The 26532-nt window shown below is 32.0% G+C and carries 25 protein-coding genes; 4 read left to right on the top strand and 21 right to left on the bottom strand.

Annotated features, from left to right (window positions below):
* Nucleotide 1: 1 nt before the first annotated feature.
* The 15 genes from B3C18_RS09055 to B3C18_RS08985 form a co-directional block, all read right to left on the bottom strand.
* Complete coding sequence (locus B3C18_RS09055) at nt 2-631, bottom strand: MCP four helix bundle domain-containing protein (protein ID WP_291145683.1); 630 nt, start codon at nt 629-631, stop codon at nt 2-4.
* A gap of 186 nt (nt 632-817) precedes the next feature.
* Nucleotides 818-1285 (bottom strand): hypothetical protein, encoded by a 468-nt coding sequence (locus B3C18_RS09050; RefSeq protein ID WP_291145680.1) that lies wholly within the window; start codon nt 1283-1285, stop codon nt 818-820.
* 47 nt (nt 1286-1332) lie between these two features.
* Complete coding sequence (locus B3C18_RS09045; RefSeq protein WP_291145678.1) at nt 1333-1764, bottom strand: hypothetical protein; 432 nt, start codon at nt 1762-1764, stop codon at nt 1333-1335.
* A gap of 40 nt (nt 1765-1804) precedes the next feature.
* Nucleotides 1805-2488, bottom strand: a complete 684-nt coding sequence (locus tag B3C18_RS09040; protein WP_291145675.1) for a hypothetical protein — start codon at nt 2486-2488, stop codon at nt 1805-1807.
* Nucleotides 2481-2825 carry a DUF805 domain-containing protein gene (locus B3C18_RS09035; RefSeq protein WP_291145672.1) on the bottom strand — a complete coding sequence of 115 codons (345 nt, stop codon included), beginning with the start codon at nt 2823-2825 and terminating at the stop codon, nt 2481-2483. The genes B3C18_RS09040 and B3C18_RS09035 overlap by 8 nt, the downstream gene beginning before the upstream one ends.
* A gap of 3 nt (nt 2826-2828) precedes the next feature.
* Nucleotides 2829-4559: a sodium:solute symporter gene (locus B3C18_RS09030; RefSeq protein ID WP_291145669.1), complete on the bottom strand. Its 1731-nt coding sequence runs from the start codon at nt 4557-4559 to the stop codon at nt 2829-2831.
* 121 nt (nt 4560-4680) lie between these two features.
* The gene (locus tag B3C18_RS09025; RefSeq protein WP_291145666.1) at nt 4681-7215 is read right to left on the bottom strand and encodes a PIG-L family deacetylase; all 2535 of its coding nucleotides are present in this window, start codon (nt 7213-7215) and stop codon (nt 4681-4683) included.
* 161 nt (nt 7216-7376) lie between these two features.
* Nucleotides 7377-7907 carry a hypothetical protein gene (locus tag B3C18_RS09020; protein ID WP_291145663.1) on the bottom strand — a complete coding sequence of 177 codons (531 nt, stop codon included), beginning with the start codon at nt 7905-7907 and terminating at the stop codon, nt 7377-7379.
* A 194-nt stretch (nt 7908-8101) separates the two neighbouring features.
* The gene (locus B3C18_RS09015) at nt 8102-9931 is read right to left on the bottom strand and encodes a hypothetical protein (protein WP_291145660.1); all 1830 of its coding nucleotides are present in this window, start codon (nt 9929-9931) and stop codon (nt 8102-8104) included.
* Between the two features lie 87 nt (nt 9932-10018).
* The gene (locus B3C18_RS09010) at nt 10019-11119 is read right to left on the bottom strand and encodes an AI-2E family transporter (protein WP_291145657.1); all 1101 of its coding nucleotides are present in this window, start codon (nt 11117-11119) and stop codon (nt 10019-10021) included.
* A gap of 111 nt (nt 11120-11230) precedes the next feature.
* Nucleotides 11231-11761 carry a mechanosensitive ion channel domain-containing protein gene (locus tag B3C18_RS09005; RefSeq protein ID WP_291145655.1) on the bottom strand — a complete coding sequence of 177 codons (531 nt, stop codon included), beginning with the start codon at nt 11759-11761 and terminating at the stop codon, nt 11231-11233.
* Between the two features lie 10 nt (nt 11762-11771).
* Nucleotides 11772-12356: a Maf-like protein gene (locus B3C18_RS09000; RefSeq protein WP_291145651.1), complete on the bottom strand. Its 585-nt coding sequence runs from the start codon at nt 12354-12356 to the stop codon at nt 11772-11774.
* Nucleotides 12349-13284 carry a geranylgeranylglycerol-phosphate geranylgeranyltransferase gene (locus B3C18_RS08995; RefSeq protein ID WP_291145648.1) on the bottom strand — a complete coding sequence of 312 codons (936 nt, stop codon included), beginning with the start codon at nt 13282-13284 and terminating at the stop codon, nt 12349-12351. The genes B3C18_RS09000 and B3C18_RS08995 overlap by 8 nt, the downstream gene beginning before the upstream one ends.
* Before the next feature lie 154 nt (nt 13285-13438).
* Entirely contained in the window at nt 13439-13966 is a 528-nt protein-coding gene (locus tag B3C18_RS08990) for a KdsC family phosphatase (RefSeq protein WP_291145645.1), read from the bottom strand.
* The gene (locus tag B3C18_RS08985) at nt 13950-14711 is read right to left on the bottom strand and encodes a Rossmann-like and DUF2520 domain-containing protein (RefSeq protein WP_291145642.1); all 762 of its coding nucleotides are present in this window, start codon (nt 14709-14711) and stop codon (nt 13950-13952) included. The genes B3C18_RS08990 and B3C18_RS08985 overlap by 17 nt, the downstream gene beginning before the upstream one ends.
* A gap of 269 nt (nt 14712-14980) precedes the next feature.
* Between B3C18_RS08985 and ccsA the strand changes: the two genes are divergently transcribed.
* On the top strand, nt 14981-18190 hold the full coding sequence (gene ccsA / locus B3C18_RS08980) for a cytochrome c biogenesis protein CcsA (RefSeq protein WP_291145638.1): 3210 nt from the start codon (nt 14981-14983) through the stop codon (nt 18188-18190).
* A gap of 68 nt (nt 18191-18258) precedes the next feature.
* On the opposite strand, the gene B3C18_RS08975 is transcribed toward ccsA, so the two are convergent.
* The 4 genes from B3C18_RS08975 to B3C18_RS08960 form a co-directional block, all read right to left on the bottom strand.
* On the bottom strand, nt 18259-18990 hold the full coding sequence (locus tag B3C18_RS08975) for a DUF3667 domain-containing protein (protein ID WP_291145635.1): 732 nt from the start codon (nt 18988-18990) through the stop codon (nt 18259-18261).
* Nucleotides 18991-18999: 9 nt separating this feature from the next.
* Nucleotides 19000-19383 (bottom strand): DoxX family protein, encoded by a 384-nt coding sequence (locus B3C18_RS08970; RefSeq protein ID WP_291145632.1) that lies wholly within the window; start codon nt 19381-19383, stop codon nt 19000-19002.
* A gap of 89 nt (nt 19384-19472) precedes the next feature.
* A complete protein-coding gene (locus B3C18_RS08965; protein ID WP_291145629.1) occupies nt 19473-20261 on the bottom strand; it encodes an anti-sigma factor in 789 nt (262 codons plus the stop codon).
* The gene (locus B3C18_RS08960) at nt 20261-20791 is read right to left on the bottom strand and encodes an RNA polymerase sigma factor (protein WP_291145622.1); all 531 of its coding nucleotides are present in this window, start codon (nt 20789-20791) and stop codon (nt 20261-20263) included. Before B3C18_RS08960 ends, B3C18_RS08965 begins: the two co-directional genes overlap by 1 nt.
* Nucleotides 20792-21526: 735 nt before the next feature.
* Here B3C18_RS08960 and B3C18_RS08955 point away from each other — a divergent pair.
* Nucleotides 21527-22114 carry a glutathione peroxidase gene (locus B3C18_RS08955; RefSeq protein ID WP_256634975.1) on the top strand — a complete coding sequence of 196 codons (588 nt, stop codon included), beginning with the start codon at nt 21527-21529 and terminating at the stop codon, nt 22112-22114.
* Between the two features lie 298 nt (nt 22115-22412).
* On the opposite strand, the gene B3C18_RS08950 is transcribed toward B3C18_RS08955, so the two are convergent.
* Together B3C18_RS08950 and B3C18_RS08945 are read right to left on the bottom strand one after the other, a co-directional pair.
* On the bottom strand, nt 22413-22910 hold the full coding sequence (locus B3C18_RS08950) for a GNAT family N-acetyltransferase (protein WP_291145615.1): 498 nt from the start codon (nt 22908-22910) through the stop codon (nt 22413-22415).
* A 75-nt stretch (nt 22911-22985) separates the two neighbouring features.
* Entirely contained in the window at nt 22986-24161 is a 1176-nt protein-coding gene (locus tag B3C18_RS08945) for a thioredoxin family protein (protein WP_291145611.1), read from the bottom strand.
* 176 nt (nt 24162-24337) lie between these two features.
* Between B3C18_RS08945 and menD the strand changes: the two genes are divergently transcribed.
* Entirely contained in the window at nt 24338-26002 is a 1665-nt protein-coding gene (gene menD / locus B3C18_RS08940; RefSeq protein WP_291145608.1) for a 2-succinyl-5-enolpyruvyl-6-hydroxy-3-cyclohexene-1-carboxylic-acid synthase, read from the top strand.
* A gap of 93 nt (nt 26003-26095) precedes the next feature.
* The gene (locus B3C18_RS08935) at nt 26096-26437 is read left to right on the top strand and encodes a DUF2853 family protein (protein ID WP_291145604.1); all 342 of its coding nucleotides are present in this window, start codon (nt 26096-26098) and stop codon (nt 26435-26437) included.
* Nucleotides 26438-26532 lie beyond the last annotated feature (95 nt).

Raw genomic sequence — 26532 nt, 5'->3', positions numbered from 1 at the left:
ACTAATTCATACTAGGCGGTTCCGGAATTTTGATTTTTCTTTTGATTTTCTTTACAATTAAAAGGTAAAACGTAATTCCGCCTAAAATTATAAGTAAAGCAATTTGAAGCTGGCCTAAACTATTGTTTTTGCTGTACATTGCATTTGCATTTGCCAGCTTTGCTTTTCCTTCTTTAATTTGAATTTGAGATAAAGATTCTAAAGTTTTTAAAGCTTGTGCGCTCGAATAAGCGATTTTATTCCAGTTTTTGTTTTCAACTTGTTTGTTGATTTCTTTACAAGAACCCAGAAAAGCATCAAAATGTCTTTTTTCGTTATTGGTTAAAACCGTTTTAGCGTACAAATCATCAATATCGTGAATGATGTCTAAAGTATGAATGATTTCATTTTTTTTGATATTATCGCTTAAATCCAGTTTTTCAGCTTCGGATTTTATAAAATGAAGTTGTTTCGAATATTGAAAAATATAATGTGCCACAACTAATCGGTCATTATAAATGGCGTTGATATTGTCATTTACATTTTTAGAATTTCGAAGTGTATTGAAATTTCCCAATAAAATTATCAGCATTACAATCAGCAGGATAAAAGCTGCTTTGGTTTTATTGCTGTATTTTTTATGGTCTTTCATAACGCTCTATTTAAGAAGTGGGTTACTCAAAGATAGAGATTTTTACATTAAGTTTGTCATTCCGAGGAACGAGGAATCGCACTCGTAACTCGACAAAGATTAGGGCTTTTCCGTGCGTAATTTCTAGTGCGATTCCTCGTTCCTCGGAATGACAAGATTATGTTTTTTTAGATCTAAAAGAAAGATTTATTTGGAAGTAGATTGCTTAATTAGCGAAAGAGTTTGTCTATTTATAATTTCAGCGGCATCTGATAAAAATCTTGGATTTGTACACTCACCGTAATTAATATAAATAAGATGATCATCATCTTCAAGATTTTTATTTTTTTCTGTAGCATATAAATAACTATCCATTCCCATAGTTAAATAAACAGGAGTTCCTGCGTTGTATAATTGAGTAGCGATACCTATTAATCTTTTTTCGGCTGCAAATTTTATATCTTCTTCTTTATAAGAATATAAAAACATACATTCAATAAGAGAACAAAATTTCCTGCTTTTTAAAGGAGGGTATTTTTCAAAAATTTCAATCCCTTGATTTAAATTTTCAAAGCATTTTGTATAAAGTTGATCAGCAATAGAATAATCTTCAACTATTTCAGTATCATTAGTATCTTGGCTTTTGACAGAAAGGCTCAAAAGAAGTAATATCATTAAAACAATTTTTTGAAGCATAATTATCTTTTATAAAGATTATAAATTTATTTCAATCTAAATTTTTCGCCTTCTTTATAACCAATAGGAAACGTTGGACTTTTTACTCCAAATGGTCCTGAACCATTGTCATTATAATAATATTCTTCTTTATTATCAGTATATCTTCCGGCACATAAAAGATTGAAAGTAGTGCTTTTTCTGCTTGATTTAAGAACATTTATATCAATCCAAACAGGTATTTTGTTTTTTCGATAAAGGAGTTCTACCACTTCATTATCTGTCAAATTCAGTCTTATAATTCCTTCATCTTCTGGATAAATATCAAATTGATCCATATTTCCGATGACATTTGGCGGGGTAAAAATTATATTATACTTGAAATCAGTAGTCAATTTATCCTTGACATAATTTTCGGCAAATTTCAGAGCCACAAAACTTGCACCGTTTAGATGAAATAAAAACTCCTCTTTTGTCATTTTAATACCCTATTATTTTTTAATTCTTAGGTTTTATTATCTAGAATCCATAGAATTCAACTCGATTTTTAAATTTCTTTTTATCAATAATCCACATTATGTCATAACCGCCAGCACCATCACTATTTGAAGATTGAATATATAAAATATCATTTAATTCGTCATAATTTGCTTTTGTATTTTGCAAATTTGGTTCATATAAATTTTGCAGTGCAGTTTTTGGTATTTCAACTTTGATATTATTTATTTTTATTTCAATAGATTTATATTCTCTTTTAGGAATTCCTCCGTCAGTTCCTAAAAAAGCCGAACCATCAATTTTATTTAATACACTTGAATTTTTGAGATAATTTAATTTGTGTTTTTCTTTCACAAAATTAGTTTCTTTTACTTCAATTTTTAGGGTGTTATTTTCTAGAATTACCTGCCCATTTGTGTTAGATTTTAAAGGAATACTTTTATAATCATATATGTATTTGACTTTATCTTTATAAATAAAACCGTTTAATTCTTTACCATTTTTTTTGTAATAAATACTTAACCAATTGTTTTTTTGCTTAAAATAATAGATTATAAAACCATTATTTAGTTTGTCAGAAATGTTATTTGCCTTCTTTGGAGTGTTGCGAACATTCACAAATCCATCAGTATCCTTAATAATTGCAAATTGAGAAAAGCAAAAATTGAAGTTTAAAAGCAAAAAAAAGTATAAGAGTTTATTCATTTATTTTCTTTGTTTTTGATTTTACAAACAATAAAAACATTGCAAATGCAATATTCAAAACAGGAATAAAATTAAAAATAATAAAAGTGGGATTTGCATTTAAATCTCGTAATCTTCTTGTTGCAGCAGCTTGCATAGGAACTAAAACCAGTAAAATAATTAAGCAATCATAAAACAGGTAAAGTATTTTCTCATTATCTAAATCAACTTTACTATTTAAATAAAGTGCAAACCATCCGCATAAAATGCTAAATAATAAATAGAATCCATATTCAATTCTTCCAGCTTTTCCTGAAAAAGAAGCAGAGAAGAAGAAGATATTTTTTAAATATCTCATTAATTATTCTTCTAAGATTAGATCACTATTATCCTTTTTATCTCCTTTAAAGAACAAAAACTGCAAAATCAAAGCCAAACCGATAGTCAAAATTGCTCCAATAAAATTCAGCCATAAATAACCCAGTTTTTCTTGTTTGTAAACCATAAAGTAATAAATGATTATAATTACAAACTGGCTTATACAGGCACTAATAAACATCGATTTTGCCTGAACACGTTTTATGTAAAAACCAACAAGGAAAATTCCCAAGACAGTTCCGTAAAAAATCGAACCAATAATATTTACAAGCTGAATTAAGTTTTCAAACAAAGTTCCTACGCAGGCAAAAAGGATTGCTATAATTCCCCAAAACAGTGTAAAAAATTTAGTGGCATTAAGATAATGTTTCTCTGATTTTTCGGTTTTGATATTTCTTTTATAAATATCAATTGCTGTTGTTGAAGCTAAAGCATTCAACCCTGAAGCCGTTGATGACATTGCTGCCGAAAGAATAACTGCAAGCAATAAACCAATTAAACCTTTTGGTAAATAATGAAGAATAAAGTGGAAAAAGACATAATCTTTATCGTTGGTTTCGCTGTTGCTGTCGGCTCTTGAAATTATTTCTTTGGCGCGATCACGCAAATCTTTTTCCTTATTCGATAAATTGACTAATTCTTTACGAAGAATCGGATTATCGTAATCCTGATTCAACTGATCGATATATAATAAGTTAATTACTTTTTTATCTTCAGATAATTTGTCCAGCTTTTTTTCAAGAACATGATATTCTTCTTTATAAGCCGATTTTTCAATTACAATTTTATTATTCGGATTAAAATTTAAAGGAACGGGATTGAATTGAAAAAACACAAAAACCATAACTCCGGTTAACAGAATAAAAAACTGCATCGGTACTTTTAAAAGTCCGTTCATGATTAATCCCATTTGGCTTTCCTTTACCGATTTTCCGGATAAATATCTTCCAACCTGAGATTGATCTGTACCAAAATAGGCGAGTGCTAAAAAGAATCCGCCCGTAATTCCGCTCCAAAAAGTATATTTTTCTTCGGGATCAAAAGAAAAATCTACAATATTCATTTTATCATTTGCTCCGGCAATATGCAGTGCGCTTGTAAAAGTCATATCATTTGGAAGGTAATGTAAAATCAGGAAAAACGTGATAAACATTCCCGACATAATTACAAACATTTGCTGCTTCTGCGTAACGTTTACGGCCTTAGTTCCTCCAGAAAAAGTATAAATAATAACCAGAACTCCAATTATAATATTCATACCCGTTAAGTTCCAGCCTAAAAGTGCCGATAAAATAATCGCAGGAGCATAAATCGTTAATCCTGTTCCTAAACCTCTTTGAATTAAAAATAAAATAGCGGCAAGAGAACGGGTTTGTACATCAAATCGTTTTTCAAGAAATTCGTAAGCGGTAAAAACCTTATTTTTATGATAAAGCGGAATAAAGGTCAAACAAATAACAACCATTGCGATTGGCAGTCCAAAATAGAACTGCACAAAACCCATTCCGTCATGATAAGCCTGTCCGGGAGTAGATAAAAATGTAATTGCGCTGGCCTGAGTTGCCATTACTGAAAGTCCAACGGTATACCAAGGCGTTTCGTTGTTTCCTAAAATAAAATCTTCAACGTTTTTACTTCCTTTGGTTTTCCAGGAACCGTAACCAACAATGAATAAAAGAGTTACAATAAGTACGATCCAGTCAAATAGCTGCATAGGTTATGAATAAAATTGCATGATTAAGAAAAAAATCACAATGTAAATGAGGTTAGCAACTAAAACATAGGTGTAACTTTTTTTCCATTTTTTTGTTTTTTTTGCTTCCATATTTTTGAAATTATTGCTTTAAATCCTGTTTAGGAGCTTCAAGAGGCTGTTTTAGCGAAATTATATTTGATAATAATCTGTAAGCTCCCGCAACGCCTTCCGGCAGTTCTCTAAAAAAGCTTAGACCAGTGTAAATGTAATATCCTTTTCCATACGGAGCGACTAATAAAGCGCCATTTTTAGCAGATTCTCCTTTGTCGTGTGAAGAAATAATAGGAGTGAAGGCAGGATCATATTCATCTGGATAATATAAACCTTGTTCTTGTGTCCAGCCTTCAAAATCTTTTGAAGTGATTTTATTTGGCGTATTTAAAACCGGGTGATTTGGCGCAAGAAAAGTCACTTTTGCGTTTTCCTCGGTCACACGGTCGTTTGATAATTTTAATGGATAAGGTGCAATTTTATCGGTTACTAATCTGCTGCCGTATGTATTGTACTGCACAATCATATTTTTACCGCTTTTTACAAAATTAAATAAGATATTTTGTTTGTTTGCCAAAGCGTTTACGGTATTATAAGCACGAATTCCTGTAATAACGGTACTAAAAGAATCCAGTTTCTCAGGAGTAATTTCTTCGGGTTTTAAAATAGAAACTTTGTATCCCATTTGAGTTAAACTTTCCGGAACTTCGTCGCCGGCACCCATAATGTAAGCGATAGCATCGCCAGAAGTTTTCAAATCAATTCTAATACATTTTGATTCAGCCGGTTTTAAAACCATTTGTTTGGTAATATGGTTGAAATCGATAATAGTTTCGTCTCTGTCAAAACGTTTATTGTCAACAATTGCAATACTTTTTGCTACAACTTCTTCAGGATTTACGGGTGGAGTAACTTCAAAATAGAAGATTTGTTCTGTCCCTTTTTTATCTAAAGTAAAGGCGATTTGTTTTGGAGAAACATTCCAGCTTTTTGGTAAATCCAGCTGCAGGTTTCCTTTTACATCATCTTTTCCGGCGCGAACTTTTACCGGAACCATTTTGCTTTTTGTATCTCTAAAAATCAAAACTTTTTCTAAAATAGAAGTCGTAACTTCTGGAACTATATCCAGGAAATTATACATTTCGCCTTTTACTCCGTCATTGTATTTGTAAACAACGGTGCGTTCAAACGGAATTTCTACATTGTTGATTTTTATATTGAAAATTACTTTTACTTCTCTAATAATATCCGGAATACCAATATTTTCCTGATTAGAAACGGTATACATTCCAACCGTTGCTTTTTCTTTTAACCAATACGGCTGTGTGTATTCGATATTATTTGGAAGCTGTAATTGCAGACTGATTTTTTGATCGTTATTATCTTTTAAAATGCTGTTTTGAGCCGTTGATTTATTATCTGGCAATGTTGTAACGCTTGTCAATTGCATTTCAACAGAACATCTGTTAATGGCTTCTAAGCTCAAACGAATGCTGCTTCCCGGAGTTGCTTCCTGCTCATTTGAAACGGCTTCAAGATATAAACCGGAACATGAAGCAATAATGTTTTTTATCGCTGTCGATTTTAGATTTTTCCAATGTGTATCGTCTAAAGCCTGAATCATAGTGTAGGCTTTTACTAAATCTGGAATACTTGCGGATGGATTGCTGAAATTGTATTTCTCAATAATTGAAGCAACTAAATCTCCAACTGGTTTTCCGTTTTTAACGCGGTTCCAGCTTGTATCAATTCCGTCAAATAAATTGTCGCGGTCTTTTGGAGTTTCTCCATTAATAAGTTCAAGATATTCAGTTTCTAAACCACGAACTCCAGTACTTCCAAAACCTTGTGACTGGTGACGGCTTCGGCTTAAAGCTGCAATTTCCTGATTCGATTTTCCAATTCCGGTATAATATACACCTGTTTCTAACTTGGTGAATTTTGATTTATTTGCGGCATCAAATTTTTCCTGACTTCCGTAAAACCACCAAGACGGATTAAAAAACTGGCGTTTTACCTGCCAAGGCGAAACAAATTTCAATTGCTCCGGATAAATTTTCGGATCGTTTGTCAGCTTAAAACTCTCCACACTCAACATAGCAGACGATGTATGATGCCCGTGTGTAGTTCCCGGCGAACGGTGATCAAAACGGTTAATGATAATATCCGGTTGAAAATTTCTAATCGTCCACACCACATCAGCAAGGACTTTATCTTTATCCCAAATTTCTAAAGTTTCGTTTGGATTTTTTGAGAAACCAAAATCATTTGCTCTCGAAAAAAATTGTTCTCCACCGTCAATTTTTCGGGCTTCAATTAATTCCTGAGTTCTAATTACACCAAGTAATTCACGCAATTGCGGGCCTATTAAATTTTGACCGCCATCACCGCGGGTTAATGATAAATAACCGGTTCTCGCATTTACTTCATTTGCCAGATACGAAATCATTCGGGTATTTTCATCATCAGGATGTGCGGCTACGTACAATACAGATCCTAAAAAGTTTAGCTTTTTAATTTGATTGTAAATTTCGACTGCGTTAGGTTTTTGCGGCTGTTGTGCAAATAAGGTTTGAAAACTTATAAAAAATAAAAGAAGTATTTGAACTTGTATTTTTCGCATGGCGTAGTTAAATGGTTTTGAAATGTGTCCCAAAAATACTAATTAAATCTTGGAACAATATTTAAATGAAATGTTAATGCTGATTTTTAAGGGCTATTTACCTGATTTATAAAATAGAAAAAGAGCGTATTATAATTAATACGCTCTTAAATATTTAGATATTATCTTCTTCCGTGACCATGCCCGCGATCATCATCATCATGTCTATCATGCCCGTGGTGTTTGTCATGCTTATCGTGTTTATCATAATGTCTGTGATCTCTGTGCTCATAACGACGCTCATTGTAACCATAAACAGGTCTTGAAACTGGTCTCGGTCTGTAGCATGTTTGCGGTGCACCGTGATATCCTTTATAATATTTTACTCTGTGACGATCGAAGTAAGTGTAAGGAGTTCTTCCGTGGTAATCATTTAAAACTACTTTGTAACCTCCGTATAAATCATAATTTCTGTATTGTCTTGGTAAGTAAGTTGTTCTAACCCATCTTCCTCCTCCAAAATAGATGAACTGTGATGCACGAACATCATAATAAGCTTCAATGTCTGGAAGATAGTAATATTCCATTTCAGCATATCCTGCAGGTCCCCAAGCTGGAGGTGTTCCTATGTTAACGTTAATTGATACCTGAGCTTGTGTGGCATTTGCAACCAAAAGAAATAATCCGGCGATTGCTATTTTAATTGTTTTCATCTTTTCTAAAGTTTAATGTTAATCTTTGTTTAAGGATTTTCATATACCGTGCCAAAAATAAAATGCAATTGTATTTCATCGGATAAAATATACTTTTTAACGATTGAAGAGAAGTTAAATATTGTGTAAAATATTGATTTCTAAAGTGTTTTGAAGAATATAAAATTTCTAAAAATTTTCTAAATTTTTTCAGATTATCGATAATCAACAACTCTTGGTTTTGCAAGCTCAAAACTCTGCAAACCATAATCGGTTGTTTCAAAAGTATTGGTTTTGAAAACATTATCACCCTGAAAAGGAATGCTTGGGTAATATGACAGTGACAGTTGGAAATTACTAAAAACCAAATAGTCATTGCTGATTAATAATCCCAAAGTAATTTTTGAATACGGTTTGCTGTCGAACATCGCATTTTTTGGACTTCCTAAAAATGCAATCGTATAATTAAAAAATGGATTTAAACGAAATCCCCAAAGTGCATAAGGAGAATACGTTTGCGTTTGCAAGGATAAAACCGTTTTACTAGTTCCATACAAAGCGCTGTTAAACCCTGCAAGACCATTTCGTTCGTTTATATTCAGCTCATCTCCAATTATTTCCTCCCGATTTGCACCAATAACAACTCTTGGGTTTACGAATTGTCGTAATTTCCAGGTTCCGAGATTAAAGAGTTTGGTGAAATAATTCGATTCAAATAAATAAGCGGTTTGATAGGTTTTAGATTGATGAAAATAAGTTCCGGCTTCAAAATTCATACTCAAAAAACCTAATCGGTAATAATTTCCAAATGAAAACTGCGCACCGGCATAAGGTCTCCAAATTTGATTTTTATATTGATATCCAAAAGTGATTCCGTAAATACGCCCAATTGGAACGTCTTCTGTCTGACCATTTCTAAAAATATAATTGTCTTTTATAAATTTTCGTCTGTTTAATCCAACGCCCATTAAAAGCAGTTTTTCATCCGAATAAAAATTTGTTGGATCATATAAGGAATCAGGAGATTCGCTGTAATTCACGTTTAAAAAGCGGGCAGAAGTAATTAAATTCGTAATCGCTTCATTATCGTCTTCATAAACTTTCGTGGCTTTTCCTGCCCAAACATCCTGAAAATTATTTTTAAAAGTTTGAAATGCATAACTCATATCTGGAGCCTGCAAACTATCTTTTCTGAAATTCTGCCCAACAAAAACACCTCCGGCCCATTTGGTTAAAGGCGAGTAGAAATCTCTTTCTATATCAATACTTTTAGTATAATTATTGTCCAAATCCATGTTGTAATGCAGCGTAGTTCCTATATAAGTGTTCTTTATATTTGGAACCGTATAGGTAATATCATTACCATTTGCACCATCATCAAATCGGTTGGTAAAACGATATTCGAGCTGCTGTCCGGTGCCAAAAAAATCTTTTTCTTTAAATCCTACGCCAACTCTGCTGCTCGAAATTGAAAACCTCGGGATGGTACTCCAGGAATCTAAAACCCTAATGGTAACATCAACAGAATCTGATGCCGGACTGGCTAATTCGTTAGAAATCCTAACTGCCGTAACATATCTCTGAGCACGAATTAAACGCTCCGTTTCCTGTACTTTATAAGAATCGTAAGGAGTATTTCTTTTAAACAAAAGAAGATTATGAATCGCTATTTTTTTTGTTTTTAAATGCAGTTTGTTTCCGGTTCGTTCACCCCAGTTTTTTGGCTGAACCGTAGAATCTACAATGGAATGTCCAAAAGGATCAAGCGTTACAATATTGATTTTTCGAATGATTTTGCCATCAAAACTTGTATTGTCACTTGGTTCGATAACTTCTCTTTTTTTAGCTTTTTTTGATCTAAATAGAAGTTTGTGTAAGGTTTGGGTAAATTTATTTTTCTTAGAATAGTTTTTTATTTTAGTGTAAATCTCTGTACTGTCCTTTTTTGAAGGATTCTCTTTCTTAGTTTTATCTGTCTGTGCACAAATGCTTTGAAAACAAAAGCATAAGAAAATAAAAATAACTATTTTTTTACTTGATAACATTCAGATGGATTTAAACTTATTTTAAAGGCTATTATTCTATGAATTTAAGATAAATAACACGATTATTTTTAAAATCGGCAGATTATTTTACTCTTCTACTTTGGTTCTGCGAACTCTCCACGCAAATTTTCTCGGAATATGATTTCCCATTAAATAGCCCCAGGGTTCCAGCGATTCTATTCGGTCAAATATAATTTTCAAAATGGCTAAAAGCGGAATTGCGAGAAACATTCCCGAAATACCAGCCGCCGCACCGCCCACTATAATTCCCATAATGGATACAAAAGCGTTTATTTCTACTTTTGAATTGATAATTAAAGGCACAAGAAGATTATTGTCAATTAGCTGAACAATTACATTGACAACTAAAATCCCGACAATTACAGATGTTTCTCCGGATCCGGTCAGCGAAGCCAAAACGGTAATAATACCTGCAACTAAAATTCCGATATAAGGAACCAGATTTAAAATTCCGGTTATCAATCCTAATAAAATGAAATATTTAATACCAATAATCCAAAGTCCTAAACTGGTTAATACCGAAACTATAATCATTTCCAGTATCAAACTCACAATATAATTGTTGATCGAAACTTTGATTTGTGATAAAATATCTTTTAAAACAGCATGATTTTCTTTGCTTATTAATTTGGCTAAAAACAGTTTGAAATGTTCTTTATATATCAGAAACAGAAACGTATAAATTACAATAATAGTACTGTCTAACAGCAGATCGCTGATTGATATTATGGCGGAACCTAAAGTTGCATTTCCATTTTTTACAGAGTCTTTTGTAACGGTGTCCAGATATTTTTTTTGTTCGCCAATACTTATCTGGAAATTTTCTCTGATAAACTTATGAATTTCAATTATAAAGGAGTTTGCATTTTTTTTAATTGTATCAAAATCACTTGCCATATTAGTAACCTGATAGGAGATAAAAACAAGAATTCCCCCAATGAATGCCAGAAAAATTAAAACACAAATTATCGCCGCAAGATGTCTGGGGAACTTAAATTTTGTGTTTAAAAAGGTGAAAATGGGTAATAGTAAAACCGCAAACAAAAAGGCTAACAAAACTGGAGTCAGAATATCTTTTGTAATGCAAAAAATATAAGCAAAAGAAATTAAGCTTACTAAGATACAAGCAAGTTTTGCATAAAACGGCAATTTTATGGGTTGAATCATTTTGAGTGAAATTTTTAGATAATGTATAATTGGTTAAGCAAATATTATAATTTCTTCAAATTATAGCGTTTTAGCTTTTTAGTTATACGTTATAAAATTCCCATTCAAAAATTAATCAAAAAATTCTTTCTCTTCGTAGTGTGCCGGCATAATCGAAATTCCCTTTTGCAAAAGCAGGTTATTTGGGAAAATAATCTTTTCGCCTTCTTTTGTTCTCAGACTGATATGAAAGGTATTAATATCTTCTATTTCAGCTTCAATTGGGAAATCTTTATCGTGAATTTTTATGGTATCGCCAATTCTAAAAGGAAATGAAAAAAACAAAATCATTCCCGAAGTAATATTGCTCAAAATAGACCATTGTGCAAACATCGCAACACCAATAACGGTTGCAATAGAGGAAACAGTTAAAAAAATATCTTCGGTATTAACGCCCCAAATCACAATTAAACTAATCGCGACTAAAATATTCATCAAAATATGAATGTATTTGATAACCAAATTAGTACGATGTTCTAGTAACTGACTTGAAGAAGCAAAGCGTCGGATTAATTTGGCAACAATCATTCTTAAAGCGATTAAAGCAATAATAAGAATAAAGGTTGCAAATAATTCCTGAGTATATTCTTTAAAAGAAAACATAAATAAATTTTTACACTAAAGTACTCAAATATTCGTAAACTTTAGCCGTTGGAAGTCCCATAACATTGGTATAAGAACCTTCTACTTTTGTAACTGCCATAAAACCAAACCATTCCTGAATACCGTATGCTCCGGCTTTATCATAAGGTTTGTAATTTTCGATATAATACAAAATTGCTTCATCAGATAAATCTTTGAAAGTCACTTTTGTAATATCATGCAAAAGAGTAGAAGCGGTATTGGTTTGAAAACAAACAGACGTAATAACTTCGTGCGTTGTACCCGACATTGATTTTATCATTTGAAAAGCATCTTCGGCACTTTTTGGTTTCCCTAAAGCTTTATTCTGATGCCAGACAATCGTGTCGCTTGTTACTAATATTTCGTTTTCTTTTAATTCGTTTTTTAAAGCATCCGCTTTTAATTGTGCCAGAAAATCAGTAATTTCAACTGCTTTTAATTCTGGCGGATAAATTTCTTCCACGTCTTTTAAGCGAATTTCAAAATCAAGATCTAAATCCTTAAAAAACTGTTGTCTGCGCGGCGATCCCGAAGCCAGGATAATTTTATATTTTTTGAGTTTTTCTTTAAGCATGGTTTTGAAGGTATTGATGGTTTAAGCTGATGATTAAGATTGATAAAATTCCGAAGAATAAAATCAATTTTAAAACGGTACTTAAATGGTGAAAATCCTTTTGGGTTTTGGCACTGAATATTTTCACAATAAAATATAATAAAGGTGCTAAAACAAAAACAAACGTATAAAACGTGACTATCAAAAGATTATTTTCAAAGAAGTATTTATTGATATAAAGCAGACATAAAATAAACGGAATTATAGCAAATCCCAATGCAATTTTTGCTGCACGGTTTTTTCCAATGGCAATTGGTAAAGTATTCATTCCTTGGTTATAATCTCCGTCCATATCTTCAATATCTTTAACTATTTCGCGTATAAAATTGATCATAAAAGCAAAAAGCGCATAATCTGTCAAAATAGAAAAGAAACTCGCCATTTGTGCTTTATTCTCCAAAGTTGTTGCCGGAAAAAGATCAAAAACACCAATGATTAAAACGCTTATAGCAAGTAAAGCGGCCACTACAAAATTTCCTAAAATCATAATCGATTTTAAAGTTGTGGAATAAAAATAAAGCAGTGAAGCAATTAGAATAAAAAGCGAAGCAAATGTTGGTCTTAAAATAATATTGGCTAAAACAAAGCCAATTGCTACACCAGTAACATTTAGTCCGATATAAATATTAAACGCTGCCGTTTCAGAAATTCCTTTGCCAATTACAACATCCTGAGGTTTGTTAATTGTATCTGTTGCAACATCATAAATATTATTAATGACATAACCCGCCGCAGCCAGTAAAACGGTGCTTAAAACTAAAAGTCCGTATTGCCAGTCTGCTAAAGCCAGAGGAATATCCTGCTGTTTTAAAAAAGCATAACGAAATAAAACCTGCATAAAAGCAAGCATAAGTAGATTTTTATATCGAATTAGTTTTAGGTATTTCATTTTTTTTAGGTTCTAAGTTGCTGAGATGCTAAGATTCTAAGTTTTTTTTAAAAGGTTCAAAGGGACAAAGAGACAGAGGTGCAAAGGTTTTTCTTTTGAAATTTTAAAGACTTAGAAAATAATCTAAAATCTAAAATCACAAATCTAAAATTACCTAATCATGCTGTCCATTAAAATGTTCCATCCATTTTCCCTGTACTTTCATTACTTGCTCGATAACGTCGCGTGCTGCGCCTTTTCCGCCTTTTACGTGTGAAATATAACGGCAGATATTTTTGATTTCAGGAACTGCGTCTTGCGGACAAGTTGGTAAACTTACTAATTTCATTACGTGATAATCCGGAATATCGTCTCCCATATATAAAACCTGTTCTGGTTTAATATTATAAGTTTCAGTGTATTCTTTAAATGTTTTCACTTTATCCGGAGTTCCTAAATGAATATCGGTGATTCCTAAATTTTTAAGTCTTACGCGAACGCCTTCGTTGCTTCCGCCAGAAATAATGCAGACATGGTAACCGCTTTCTACAGCCGCTTTCATGGCATAACCGTCACGAATATTCATCGTACGAAGAATTTCTCCTTCTGTGGTTACAAAAACCGAACTGTCTGTAAGTACGCCATCAACATCAAAAATAAATGTTGTAATGTCGTTCATCATTTCTTTATAACTTTTTGCCATTATGCTGTATAGATTGTGTTAGTATTTTATAAATGTTTTTTTGATTTTCGTTGGTGATAAAATTCAAATGCGCATCGGTTGTGACAGAATCATGGCGTTTTGCCGGACCAGTTTGAGCGTCAATTGGATCTAAGGTTTTTATTTTTTCGGCAGTTTCCTGAATCAAAGGTTTTAAAACTTCAAAAGGAACTTGATGTTCTTCGCAGATTTCCTGCCCAATTTGGTATAAATGATTCGTGAAATTATTGACAAAAACGGCTGCAACATGTAAAGCTTTTCGCTGTTCTGAACTTATGGCGAAAACTGCATTTGAAATGCTTTTAGCAGTATCTTCTAAAACTTTATAATCATTCTGATTTTCAGTTTCTAAACAAATCGGAATTACTGAAAAATCAACATCTTTAGTTTTAGAAAATGTTTGTAACGGATAGAAAACGCCTTTTCTGTTTTTTGAATCTAAAACATCAATTGAAGTCGTTCCAGAAGTATGAACAACTAATTGGTTTTCAAAAGGTAATTTGCTTGAAACTTCAGCAATAGCGTTATCAGAAACCGAAATAATATATAAATCGGCGGCTTTTAAAGCTGAAAATTCTGTTACAATTTTATTTGAATCTAAAAGATGATTCAAAGCTTCTTTTTTTCTCGAAAAAGCCTGCACAATTTCAACAAGCGAACTTGCAGAAAAAGCTTTTATTAAATGCTGTGCGACGTTTCCGGAACCAATAATCGTTATTCGAATCATAATCGCAAAATTAACATTATTTTTTCTAAAGAAAATATGATGGAGGAAAGTTTGCCCACAGATTACACTGATTAAACTGATTTATACGGATTTATGCTTTATTTATCATGAAAAATAAAAAAGATTAAAAAAATAATCCGTTTAATCAGTGTAATCTGTGGCCCAAAACTCAATCCTATTATTTGGTTTTTATTAACAAATAACAGTTACCTCAAATCAACATTTTTAAGTATTTTTGTGCCACTTTTATACAATGTAATTCCTTAAAAATGGATAAAAAAATATTCTCTTTTTTGTTTTCTACACGATTAATGGCCGTTCTTTTTTTGACATTCGCAATTGCAATGGGTGTTGGAACTTTTATCGAAAGTAAATACAATACCGATACAGCCAGAATTTTAATATACAATACCTGGTGGTTTGAAGCCATAATGTTCATTTTCATGATTAATTTCTTCGGAAATATCAAACGTTATCAATTATTGAAAAAAGAAAAATGGGCAACTTTTTTACTGCACATTGCCTTTGTTTTTATCATTTTAGGAGCTTTTATTACACGTTATATCAGTTATGAAGGAATGATGCCAATTCGCGAAGGCGCATCAGAAAATCAGATTTATTCAGATAAAACATTTATTACCATTTTTGTTGATGGTGAATATAAAGGAGAAATGAAACGCAGGGTTTTCGAAAAAAGCCTTTTACTTTCTCCGGTTACCAATAATGATTTCTCTGTTTCAGGAAAATTTGACGAAACTCCTTTTGAAGTTTCGTATTCAAAATATATAATGGGAGCGAAGGAAGTGGTTAAACCAGATCCTAAAGGAACTTTATATCTTAAATTAGTTGAAGCGGGTGCGGGCGGACGTGAAGAACATTTCCTGAAAGAGGGTGAAGTTCAAAACATTCACAATGTTTTATTTGCTTTAAATAAACCAACGCAAGGTGCTATAAATATTAATACAACTGGTGAAAAATACACGATTCAGACTCCTTTTGAAGGTGAATTTATGCGAATGGCAGATCAGTTGAAAGGAAAAGTTACTAAAGATAATGTTCAGCCTTTAATGATGCGTTCGTTATATAGTATTGGAGATATTAGAATTGTTTTCCCAGATCCTGCAATGAAAGGAAAAGTAGATTATGAATCTAATAATGATTTCAAAGCAAAATCTCATACGGATGCTTTAGTTTTAAAAGTAAAAGCAGAAGGACAGGAAAAAGAAGTAATGGTGATGGGTTCTAAAGGAAGTGTTGGAGAACCAAAAACAGTAAAAATTGGTAAAATCGAATATTCAATATTTTACGGAAGTAAAGCGTATGTTTTACCTTTTAGAGTGAAATTGAATGACTTTATTGCAACAAAATATCCGGGAACAGAAAAAAGTTATTCTGCTTTTGAAAGTAAAGTTACCGTTCAGGATTCTACAGAAACTTTTGATGCCGATATTTATATGAACCACGTTTTAGACCATAAAGGATATCGTTTCTTTCAATCTTCATTTGATCCAGACGAAAAAGGAACAGTTTTATCTGTAAACCACGATTTCTGGGGAACTTCTATCACGTATTTAGGATATTTTATGTTATTCTTTGGTTTAATGGCAATCATGTTCACCAAACATTCTCGTTTTGCTGACTTAAAACGCAAACTGGAAAATGTGAAAAAGAAAAAAGAAAAACTAATTACCATTTTAGTTTTAATGATTAGTTTGAGCGGCTTCGCACAGCAAAATCCTCATGTACATTCGCATGAACATGACCACAATCATACTGCAGATCCAAACGATCACGCTAATCACGTAGTTGCACCACCGAGTCAAAAACAATTAGATTCATTATTGACAATTTATAAAGCTCCAGAAGCGCATGCGGCAAAATTTGGTCGTTTGATTATTCAGGATGCAGGAGGACGTATGAAACCGATTAATACATTCTCTTCTGAATTACTTCGAAAAGTTAGCCACAGCGATAAATATAACGGAATGAATTCTGATCAGGTATTTTTGTCTATGACGCAATACGCTCAGGTTTGGATACAGATTCCGATTATTTATATTAAGATGGGAAATGATAGTATTCGTAAAATCATCGGAATTGATTCAAAAGATCAATATGCGCCATTTGTAAAATTCTTCGATGAAAACGGAAATTATAAATTGTCACCTTATTTAGATGCTGCTTATAAAGCAGGAAATCCAAATCAATTTGAGAAAGATTATATTGAAACAGATAAAAAAGTAAACTTGATGGAATCTGCTTTAAGCGGCAGTATTTTGAGAATTTTTCCTGTTCCAAATGATTCAAACCACAAATGGGTTTCGTATTTAGAACGTAATAACAATGGTTTTAAAGGAATGGATTCTACTTATGTAAATCAAATTCTTCCATTATATTTTAGTGCCTTAAATAATGGTTCTATTTCTAAAAACTGGGATACAGCTGATCAATTGGTCGAAAGTATTAATGGTTTCCAAAAGAAATTTGGCGCAAAAGTTCGTCCAAGCGAACAAAAAATTGATGCTGAGATTGCTTATAATAAATATGATGTTCTTCAAAAACTACCGTATTGGTATATCACAGCAGCATTATTTATGTTTGTTTTTGTGATTGTCAATATTTTCTTTGAGAAAAAATGGCTTCGTATTACAGTAAATGCTTTTCATATTATAGTTGGATTGTTATTTGCACTTCACACATTAGCATTAATAGCACGCTGGTATATTTCTGGTCACGCTCCATGGAGTAATGCGTACGAAGCAATTGTATATGTGGCTTGGTCAACAATGTTCTTTGGATTGGCTTTTGATAGAAAATCAAAATTAACGGTAGCTTCATCTGCTTTCGTTACGGCTATGATTTTAATGGCAGCATACATGAACTGGATCGATCCGGAAATTGCAAACTTACAGCCAGTTCTTAATTCATATTGGCTAATGATTCACGTTGCAGTTATTGTAGCAAGTTATGGCCCAACTGCATTAGGAATGATTTTAGGTTTTGTGGCTTTGCTATTGATTTTGTTTACAACTGAGAAAAACAAAGCTAAAATGGAGTTGAATATTAAAGAGATAACTTATATCAACGAAATGGCGGTAACGATTGGTTTGATCATGCTGACTATTGGTAACTTCTTAGGCGGTCAATGGGCAAACGAAAGCTGGGGGCGTTACTGGGGATGGGATCCAAAAGAAACTTGGGCTTTAATCTCGATTATGATTTATGCTTTTGTAATTCACGCTCGTTTTGTTCCTGCTTTACGCGGAAAATGGTTCTTTAATTTAATGACTATGTTTGCCTTTATTTCGATTTTATTTACGTATTACGGAGTAAATTTCCATTTAGTTGGTTTACACTCTTATGCGAGCGGAGAAGCGCATTCTTTAAACTGGGTTTACTATTCAATAGCAACAATTGCAGTAATTGGTGCTGTAACTTATCCGAAATATAGAAAATATTATAAAAGCAAAAAAAAGTAGTTTTTTGATATAAAAGAAAAGGTTCAACAATTAAGTTGAACCTTTTTTATTTATAAATATTTCGTTTTTTAAAATTTGGTTATAATTAAAAATACGATCGCGACAATTAGATAAAAAATAGTCAAAAAAATAAGATGGCTTAGAATCGAAAGCAATAATGCTTTCATTTTAGAAATTTTATTGAAAAATTGAATATTAGTCCAGAAAATCAAAAGAACATCAATTACATAAAAAATTTTGACAAGCAGAGGAATTTCAGCAGTTCCGTTGAAATAATACAAAAGCGGAAATGTTATAATATGGGCAAATAAACGCTGCGAAGCTTTAAAAGTATTAAGGACGAAAAACTCAACAAAATTATACCCTTGCTTTTTAAAACAAATATAAGTTCCAATGGTATAAATAGGAATCGTAGCTATTGTAATCCATGAAAAATGCGTTGACGTCCATTCGTTAAACTCCGCATAATCTATTCCTTTAACATCGCTCGTATAAGGATATAGATTGATATGAAAATAATGATACATAAAACCATACAGCGTTGCCAAAACAGCAACGAGTGAAAGCGGTTTAAAATGTCGGGCACGTTTTCCGTCAATAAATTCACGAATAGAATGTCCCGGTCTGGTAAATAACTGCTTTAAAGAATATAATATTCCCTTGTCAAAATGTAATAATCCGTGTTGAATATCGTGCCACAAAAAATGCGCGTTTATTTTATGAGTTTCGGCACTTTGTCCGCAATTATTACAGTAATGACCTGTATAAACCTGATGACAGTTTTTGCAAGTTATTTCCATATTGATACATTATTTAGAATTTAACTTAAGCCCGTTTGGGTACATTATCGCCAATAAAACGCAAATCAATAAAAAATTATATTCAACACCATTTCTTCCGCCGCCTACAACAAACCAACCTTCCTGAAAATGAACCAAAACAATTCCCATAATTAGGATGAAAATCGTTACAAATCCTGCTGGTTTTACATATTTATTAAACAGTAAAAGCAAGGCCGCAATTATATGTGATAATTTAATAGACCAGGCCAGAAAAACACCAAAAGGAGCAAAGCCAATCTGGTTTAAATACAAATTTCCAAAATCATTAATTCCGTTATTAAAAATTCCGAAAACCGAATGTGTCAGCAGAATTATTGCAGTAGCAATTCTTAAAAGTAAAGTTCCGTTCATAGTTTAGGTTAGCTTTGTTTTTGGTTAAATAAAAAAGCACATATTAAAAGTAATTAATATGTGCTTTAAATTTATAAATATTTTAGGTTTTAAACTTTTCCTAAAGTATATAGTTGTTCCATTGTAGGCGTTAGGCTTCCGCCGGCCGGCTCTAAAGTGATTCCAAAAGCTTCTGCCGAATCTGTCTGGCTTATAGCAAAGATTTTTTGTGAATTTCCTTCAAAATTATCCAGTAAACCAATACTTGTAGGTGTTAATACCGGACTTAATTTTAAAGACCAAACCTGATAAACCATTCCTTTTGGAGGCGTTGGTAAACCTGCAGCATCAATATAAGTTGTTTTTGTCTGCTGGTTCCAGTACACTTTTGCAAAAGATGTTGGAGAAACTGCCTGACCGCCAAGCGTTACACCAGTATTTTTAATATCTCTTACAATAGTTAAGTTTTTCTCCGTTTGTTTATTCTGCTGATCTAAAAAAGCATAATTTCTTTCGATTTTATTTTTCTCAGTTCCAACTTTAGAGATTGTTTCTTTAGATTTAGTTAATTCTAAAGTTTGATATCCAAAACCTAACAATAATAAAACTGCTGCTGCCCAGCCCACATACTGAGTCCAGTTTGATGCAGGTTTTAATTCAACAACTTTACCATGTTTAAGTTCTAAACGAGCTTTAATTTTTTCGAAATTCTCAACAGAGTGGAAAGGAGCGAAACTTGATGACAGCGCCACAATAGCTCTTTCAATCGCAATTATTTCGTCGTCTACTTCCTTGTTGTTTTTTGCCAGTTCGGCGATTTCCAGATTTTCCTTTTCGGTTAATAAACCGTAAACATAAAGTTCTAGAGTTCCTGATTCAATATATTCTTGTGCTTCCATTATATTTTTAAATAATTTCTTAAATCGTTAATACAGTTTCTGTTTTGTGTTTTGATAGTTCCCAGTGGCAGTGCCAATTCTTCTGAAGCTTCTTGCTGGGTATATCCTTTGAAAAATAATAAATCAATAATTTCTATACATTTTGGTTTCAGTTTTTTTACGAATTCCTGAATTCCAATTGTATCAATTCTATTAATTAATTTATTACTGTCATCTAACAGATTTACGAAATTATCCGAGGAAAGGTTTTTTTGGCTGTTATTAAAATTTTTGGATCTCAGCTTGTCAATCGACGTATTCCTAGCTATATTAAGGATCCAGGTGTAAAATCGGCCTTTACTTTCGTTATAAGAATCGATGTTTTTCCAGATTTTTACAAAAACTTCCTGCAAAACGTCTTCGGCTTCTTCACGATTTTTGATTAAAACATTAATGACTGCAAACAAACTTTTAGAGTACATATCGTACAAGTGGGTAAAAGCTCTTTCGTCTTTCTTGTAAATTAAAACTAACAATTCTTCTTGACTCATAGATTTGGATTTTAAAGCTTAAACATATTTTATCGAAATTTTCTTATAACCTGAGATAAAGATAATTTATTTTTTTGTGAAAAAAATATTTTTTTTTGTAGTCAAAACCTTAGATAAATAAAGGCTTCAGATAAAATTTAGAAAAAAAGTGCAATTTTTTTTACTTTTTTTAAATCCAAAATTAATCTCCTTACGTATATAACATTATAAGAGAAAAAATGAGAATTGAAAAATTTAGCAATTAATAAAATTGATTTTTTTTAAGAGTAGAAAATTATGAGAAGGATAGAAAAATTTAAAATATTAATTGTGGGTTTAACAACTGTTTTATCGCTGATAAATTTTAGCAATAAAGATTTTAAAAATGAAATCGTTCAAAATGAACTTAATAAAAATATTGAATAGTTGATGTCCTCGGACTTCCAACTGAAAATTAAAACAATAATATTAATCACGCATGCTAAACGAACTGAAATTTCCACTATAAACGCCATAGATAATTGAATTAGTGAGATTAAGATTAAAGATTTTCATTATAACCGGGGCATCAACTATAATTTAAAATATAAAAGAGACAAATAATTAATTCATGGTTTGATTTGTTTGTATGGGGGGAAGCCCGGCGTCTGATTAACGCCGGGCTTCATTTTTTATTTAACTTATTATTAATAAAAATAAAAGCGGTAAAAATATTCAGCAATACAGATTTTAATTAATTTTATAAAAAATTATACAATGAAAAAAATACTATTTATAGCATGCAGTGCCTTACTTTTATTAAGCGCACCAACTCAGGCTCAAACAAGCACAAACAAATTATCTAAATCAGATAAAGCTATGGCAAAAGAAAACATTTATCAGTTTAAAGTTGAAGATTTATCAGGTAATACTTTTGATTTTGCTTCTTTAAAAGGCAAAAAAGTCCTAATCGTAAACACAGCATCAAAATGCGGGTTAACTCCTCAATATAAAGATCTTGAAGCGGTTTACAAACAATACAAAGACAAAGGTTTTGTAATTGTAGGTTTCCCGGCAAATAATTTTGCATCTCAGGAACCTGGAACAAACAAAGAAATCGAAACTTTCTGTCAGCAAAATTACGGTGTAACTTTCCCTATGATGGATAAAGTTTCTGTAAAAGGCGACGATATGTGTGAGGTTTATAAATTCTTAACTCAAAAATCTAAAAACGGATTACAGGATTCTGAAGTAGAGTGGAATTTCCAAAAATACCTAATCAACGAAAAAGGAGAATTGGTAAAAGTAATTAAACCAAAAACTTTAGTTACAGATCCAGAAGTTATTAATTGGATCAAGAGTTAATTTAGAACTTCTATATTAAAAAAATCCCCAAATTTGAATTTATCAAATTTGGGGATTTTTTTTTAAAGGTTCAAAGTGGCAAAGTTACAAAGGGACAAAGGTTTTCTCAAAAGACAAAAAAGCGAAAGAAAAAAATCCGTGCTAATCCGCGCCTTCGCGATAGCGAACCCGTAAAATCCGCGTGCCATCTACGCCAATATTCGTAAACAATTCTCTCAGAGGCTCCAGAATAGAAAGAAAAAAAATCCGTAAAATCCGGCGCCTTCGCGAAAGCGAACCCGTAAAATCCGCGTGCAATCTACGTCAATATAAGCTGCATAAAAACCAAATCAAGCCAATGATCAAACTTATACCCAACTTCACGAATCGTCCCAGTCGCTACAAATCCAAATTTTTCATGAAAAGCAATACTTCCCGCATTATCAGCATCGATAGCACCAATCATAACATGAAAACCCTGTTCTTTAGCCAAACGAATTAATTCAGTCAATAATTTAGAGCCAATTCCTTTTCCAATAACATTATCAACCACATAAACAGAATGCTCAACAGTATATTGATACCCAATTTTTTCACGAAACTGACCATAACTTCCAAAACCAACAACTTCGTCATCTAAATCAGCTACAACAATAGGAAGGTTTTTAGCTTTTTTATCTTCAAACCATTTTGTTTGTACTTCAAGAGTTTGAATATCATAACTATAATTTGCCGTTGTATGCAGGATAGAATGATTTACAATATCAAGAATTTTCGTTAAATCGTTTGTGGTTGCAGGTCTAAGGATAAGGCTCATGGTTTTAATCTTTTAAAATTTCACATCAAAAAGAACTAGTCTTAATTCATGAAATTCGTGGTTGTTATTTTAAGTTTATTTAGAATTTAATTCAGCCAGTAAAGTATCGATATCCTTGGTATTCCATCCCATTTCTTTACCAATAGCTTTGGCATCTTTAGCATACTTTAATGCCTGTTTTTTATCTTTAATTTTATTATAAAGTCGGGCGATGAGTAAATTTCCATCGTAAGAATCCGTTAATTCTAAAGAATGTTTTACCCACGAAATTGATTTTTTCAAACTTTCCGTATCATTAATATGTTTTAGATAAGTCTGTCCAATATCTTTTAAAAAACTAGCATCGTTCCAAACCAATTTTTCAGTATCTTCCAGAGTCACTTTTTTATAGAAATCCCACTTTTCAGTACGTTCAGCCAGCGTCAAATCAAATTTAAAAACAAGAGAATCCGTTTTTTGCAATCGAATTGATTTGGCAACTTCTCTTTGTTTGTAATAATTTATAGTATCTAAATTATCCACAAGCGGACGAAGTAATTCGTTTACAATACTTTCGACTTTACGGTCTACACGATTTTGCGAAGCCACAGCGGCAAACTCTTTTTGATGTTTTAAAACATATTGAAATTCTCTCGAATTAATATCAGTAACACCATTGGCAATTACGCGCCAATTGGTTTCGCTAACCAATTGAGCATCTGATTGTGTCTGCAGATAAATATGAGTAGGAATCGATAATTCTGTTCTGTCTTTTCCTTTTTTCAATGTATTCAAATAAGTAAAGAATTTTGTTGAATTACTAGGATCAGCCAGAAAATCTTTTTCTAAATAAGGAAGCTGTAATTTAGGATTTAAAGCATAATTGGCTTCTGCCAAAAATTCTTCTTTTTTCATTTCGCCTTTTAAAGCATATAAAAGAGTTTCATTAGCATCTAAAAACAAAAATGCTGGAAGTGAAGTCGTTTTAAACTTATTTTTAAGCGCAATTCCTTCTTCTTTTTCGATATTCTTCCAAACGCAGATATAATTTTTATTTAAAAAATCCATCACATTTTGATCGCTGAAAACATCCTTTTTCATTTGGTTACAATGCGGACACCAATCTGCATACAACATTACAAAAACTGGTTTGCTTTGTGTTTTAGCATTTTCAAGAGCCGTTTTGTACGTTATTCCGTCAACCACAAATTGATTTTGAGAGGTTACGGTTTGCAGCGAAACGAAAAGAAAAAGTAAATTTAAAAAACGCATAAAGGGTTAATTTTAATAAAGAAATTCTGTTTTACAAATATATTCCCTTTTTATAAAACCAATCTTAATATCTTCCTAATATATAAGTTAAATAAAGCGCGAAGTTTGTAACTTTGTATTCGTAAAAGAAAATTTTAAGCAATATATTTTCTTTAAAAATTATACACCATTTTAGAATGATTTACCCCAAAATAGCGCTTGCACAAAGCATTATCGAGATTTGTTCAGCAAAAGGAATTCATAATATTATAATTTCTCCAGGTTCGCGAAATGCGCCTTTGACGATTGGTTTCGCACAAAATCCAAATTTTAAATGTTACAGTATTGCCGATGAGCGCTGCGCTGCATTCTTTGCTTTAGGAATCGCAATGCAGACAAAAAAGCCTACGGCAGTTGTATGTACGTCAGGATCAGCATTATTGAATTATTATCCGGCTGTAGCCGAAGCATTTTACAGTCAGATTCCTTTAATTGTAATTTCTGCAGATCGTCCGCAGAGTAAAATTGATATTGGCGACGGGCAAACCATTCGTCAGGAAAATGTTTACTTAAATCATTCTGTTTTTAATGCCAATTTAACTGAAGATGCTTCGGTAGAAAACGACTTAAAAATAAATAAAGCTATAGAAACAGCCATTCTTCAAAAAGGTCCGGTTCATATTAATGCACCATTTGAAGAACCATTATACGAAACCGTTTCAGAACTTTCTGTTGAGCCAAAAATCACAACGCTGGAAGAAGAAATTCCAACCAAAATTATTGATAACAGCGAAGAAATTGTTTCCATTTGGAATTCGGCAAAAAGAAAACTAATTCTTATTGGAGGAATAAATGAAGTAAATTCCATAGATGAGGAAATTCTGGAAAACTTTGCCAATGATCCATCGATTGTTGTGCTTACAGAAACGACTTCAAACATACATCATCCGAGTTTTATTAATAGTATTGATACTTTAATTACTCCATTTGACGATTCTGATTTTAAAGAATTGGAAGCCCCGGTTTTAATCACTTTTGGGGGCATGATTGTATCAAAACGTATTAAAGCTTTTTTACGAAAATATAAACCTGCACATCACTGGCACATAGATACTTTACGTGCTTATGATACATTCAATGCTTTAAGTAAACATTTTGTAATGGAACCAAATGATTTTTTTAAAGATCTGCTTCCAAAAACAGAATTTAAAGCAAGCAATTACTTTTCGAAAATCGATAAAATTTACAGTCTAAGAAATAAAAGAAAAGAAGAATATTTAAAGAAAATTCCATTTTCAGATTTTAAAGTTTTCGAAAAAGTAATAGAATCACTTCCTAAAAATATTCAATTACAAATTAGTAACAGTTCTGCAATTCGTTATGCTCAATTAATTGAAATTGATCCTTCAATTGAAGTATTTTGCAATAGAGGAACAAGCGGAATTGACGGAAGTACTTCAACAGCAGTTGGATCAGCCGTTGGAAGTGGAAAACAAACTGTTTTTATAACAGGCGATATCAGCTTTTTATACGACAGTAACGCTTTATGGAATTCTTATATTCCTAAAAACTTCAAAATTATTATTATCAATAATGGAGGAGGAGGAATTTTCAGGATTTTACCCGGACACGAAGAAAAGCCTGTTTTTAATACTTATTTTGAAACTTCTCATCAATTAACAGCAGAACATTTAGCCAAAATGTACGGCTGTAATTATTACAAAGCCAGCAATGTAGAAGATCTGAATGAGAATTTAAATAAACTTTATAATGGGAATGAAGCACCGGGAATATTGGAAGTATTTACTCCAACTGCAGAAAACGATGTAATTTTAAAACAATACTTTAAAGAGCTTGTCTAATATTTTGTAAGTTAAATTGTGTTAAATATTTGTTTTAACTCGTAATAATATTTAGATTTGGTTGCATAATTAGTAACCAATATTAAATTTATTATGAGCAAAAGAGAAGAATTAATTAAGAAGTATGCAGCAGATTTAAAAGACAAATGCGGAGTAACTCCAAACATGGATTTATTAACAAAAGTGACAATTGGCTGCGGACCAGCGATATACAATGACGATGCTTCAGTTGTAGCTGGAACTCAAGAGTCAGAATTAGAAACCGTTAAGAAAAACTTTTTGGTAAAAAAACTTGGTTTACCAGATAGTCCGGAATTGTTTGGAGCAATTCATGCAGTTTTAGAAAAATACGGAAAATCTAATAAACACAAATACAGAGCTGTTGTATACTATCTATTAACAGTTCACTTTAAAAAAGAAAGTGTTTATAAATAACAAAAGTAAAAGCGTCAAAATTGGCGCTTTTTTCTTTTTATATACCTTAATACAAAACATTTTTCATTTACGATTTCAAACTTCGTACATTTGCA

Origin of the sequence: Flavobacterium sp. UBA7680 (genome assembly GCF_002482975.1) — a bacterium.
Classification (GTDB): Bacteria; Bacteroidota; Bacteroidia; order Flavobacteriales; family Flavobacteriaceae; genus Flavobacterium.
This window is presented reverse-complemented; position numbering and strand designations above follow the sequence as displayed.

What these genes read in the sequence shown, in the direction of transcription:
- ccsA (WP_291145638.1), top strand. Translation starts at nt 14,981, where the DNA reads ATGGATAAAAAAATATTCTCTTTTTTGTTTTCTACACGATTAATGGCC.
- B3C18_RS09055 (WP_291145683.1), bottom strand. Translation starts at nt 631, where the DNA reads ATGAAAGACCATAAAAAATACAGCAATAAAACCAAAGCAGCTTTTATC.
- B3C18_RS08960 (WP_291145622.1), bottom strand. Translation starts at nt 20,791, where the DNA reads ATGAGTCAAGAAGAATTGTTAGTTTTAATTTACAAGAAAGACGAAAGA.
- B3C18_RS09040 (WP_291145675.1), bottom strand. Translation starts at nt 2,488, where the DNA reads ATGAATAAACTCTTATACTTTTTTTTGCTTTTAAACTTCAATTTTTGC.
- B3C18_RS09030 (WP_291145669.1), bottom strand. Translation starts at nt 4,559, where the DNA reads ATGCAGCTATTTGACTGGATCGTACTTATTGTAACTCTTTTATTCATT.
- B3C18_RS08945 (WP_291145611.1), bottom strand. Translation starts at nt 24,161, where the DNA reads ATGCGTTTTTTAAATTTACTTTTTCTTTTCGTTTCGCTGCAAACCGTA.
- B3C18_RS08970 (WP_291145632.1), bottom strand. Translation starts at nt 19,383, where the DNA reads ATGAACGGAACTTTACTTTTAAGAATTGCTACTGCAATAATTCTGCTG.
- B3C18_RS08985 (WP_291145642.1), bottom strand. Translation starts at nt 14,711, where the DNA reads ATGATTCGAATAACGATTATTGGTTCCGGAAACGTCGCACAGCATTTA.
- B3C18_RS09050 (WP_291145680.1), bottom strand. Translation starts at nt 1,285, where the DNA reads ATGATATTACTTCTTTTGAGCCTTTCTGTCAAAAGCCAAGATACTAAT.
- B3C18_RS08950 (WP_291145615.1), bottom strand. Translation starts at nt 22,910, where the DNA reads ATGAGCCTTATCCTTAGACCTGCAACCACAAACGATTTAACGAAAATT.
- B3C18_RS08975 (WP_291145635.1), bottom strand. Translation starts at nt 18,990, where the DNA reads ATGGAAATAACTTGCAAAAACTGTCATCAGGTTTATACAGGTCATTAC.
- B3C18_RS09035 (WP_291145672.1), bottom strand. Translation starts at nt 2,825, where the DNA reads ATGAGATATTTAAAAAATATCTTCTTCTTCTCTGCTTCTTTTTCAGGA.
- B3C18_RS09020 (WP_291145663.1), bottom strand. Translation starts at nt 7,907, where the DNA reads ATGAAAACAATTAAAATAGCAATCGCCGGATTATTTCTTTTGGTTGCA.
- B3C18_RS09015 (WP_291145660.1), bottom strand. Translation starts at nt 9,931, where the DNA reads ATGTTATCAAGTAAAAAAATAGTTATTTTTATTTTCTTATGCTTTTGT.
- B3C18_RS09045 (WP_291145678.1), bottom strand. Translation starts at nt 1,764, where the DNA reads ATGACAAAAGAGGAGTTTTTATTTCATCTAAACGGTGCAAGTTTTGTG.
- B3C18_RS08935 (WP_291145604.1), top strand. Translation starts at nt 26,096, where the DNA reads ATGAGCAAAAGAGAAGAATTAATTAAGAAGTATGCAGCAGATTTAAAA.
- B3C18_RS09025 (WP_291145666.1), bottom strand. Translation starts at nt 7,215, where the DNA reads ATGCGAAAAATACAAGTTCAAATACTTCTTTTATTTTTTATAAGTTTT.
- B3C18_RS09000 (WP_291145651.1), bottom strand. Translation starts at nt 12,356, where the DNA reads ATGCTTAAAGAAAAACTCAAAAAATATAAAATTATCCTGGCTTCGGGA.
- menD (WP_291145608.1), top strand. Translation starts at nt 24,338, where the DNA reads ATGATTTACCCCAAAATAGCGCTTGCACAAAGCATTATCGAGATTTGT.
- B3C18_RS09010 (WP_291145657.1), bottom strand. Translation starts at nt 11,119, where the DNA reads ATGATTCAACCCATAAAATTGCCGTTTTATGCAAAACTTGCTTGTATC.
- B3C18_RS08965 (WP_291145629.1), bottom strand. Translation starts at nt 20,261, where the DNA reads ATGGAAGCACAAGAATATATTGAATCAGGAACTCTAGAACTTTATGTT.
- B3C18_RS08955 (WP_256634975.1), top strand. Translation starts at nt 21,527, where the DNA reads ATGAAAAAAATACTATTTATAGCATGCAGTGCCTTACTTTTATTAAGC.
- B3C18_RS08995 (WP_291145648.1), bottom strand. Translation starts at nt 13,284, where the DNA reads ATGAAATACCTAAAACTAATTCGATATAAAAATCTACTTATGCTTGCT.
- B3C18_RS08990 (WP_291145645.1), bottom strand. Translation starts at nt 13,966, where the DNA reads ATGGCAAAAAGTTATAAAGAAATGATGAACGACATTACAACATTTATT.
- B3C18_RS09005 (WP_291145655.1), bottom strand. Translation starts at nt 11,761, where the DNA reads ATGTTTTCTTTTAAAGAATATACTCAGGAATTATTTGCAACCTTTATT.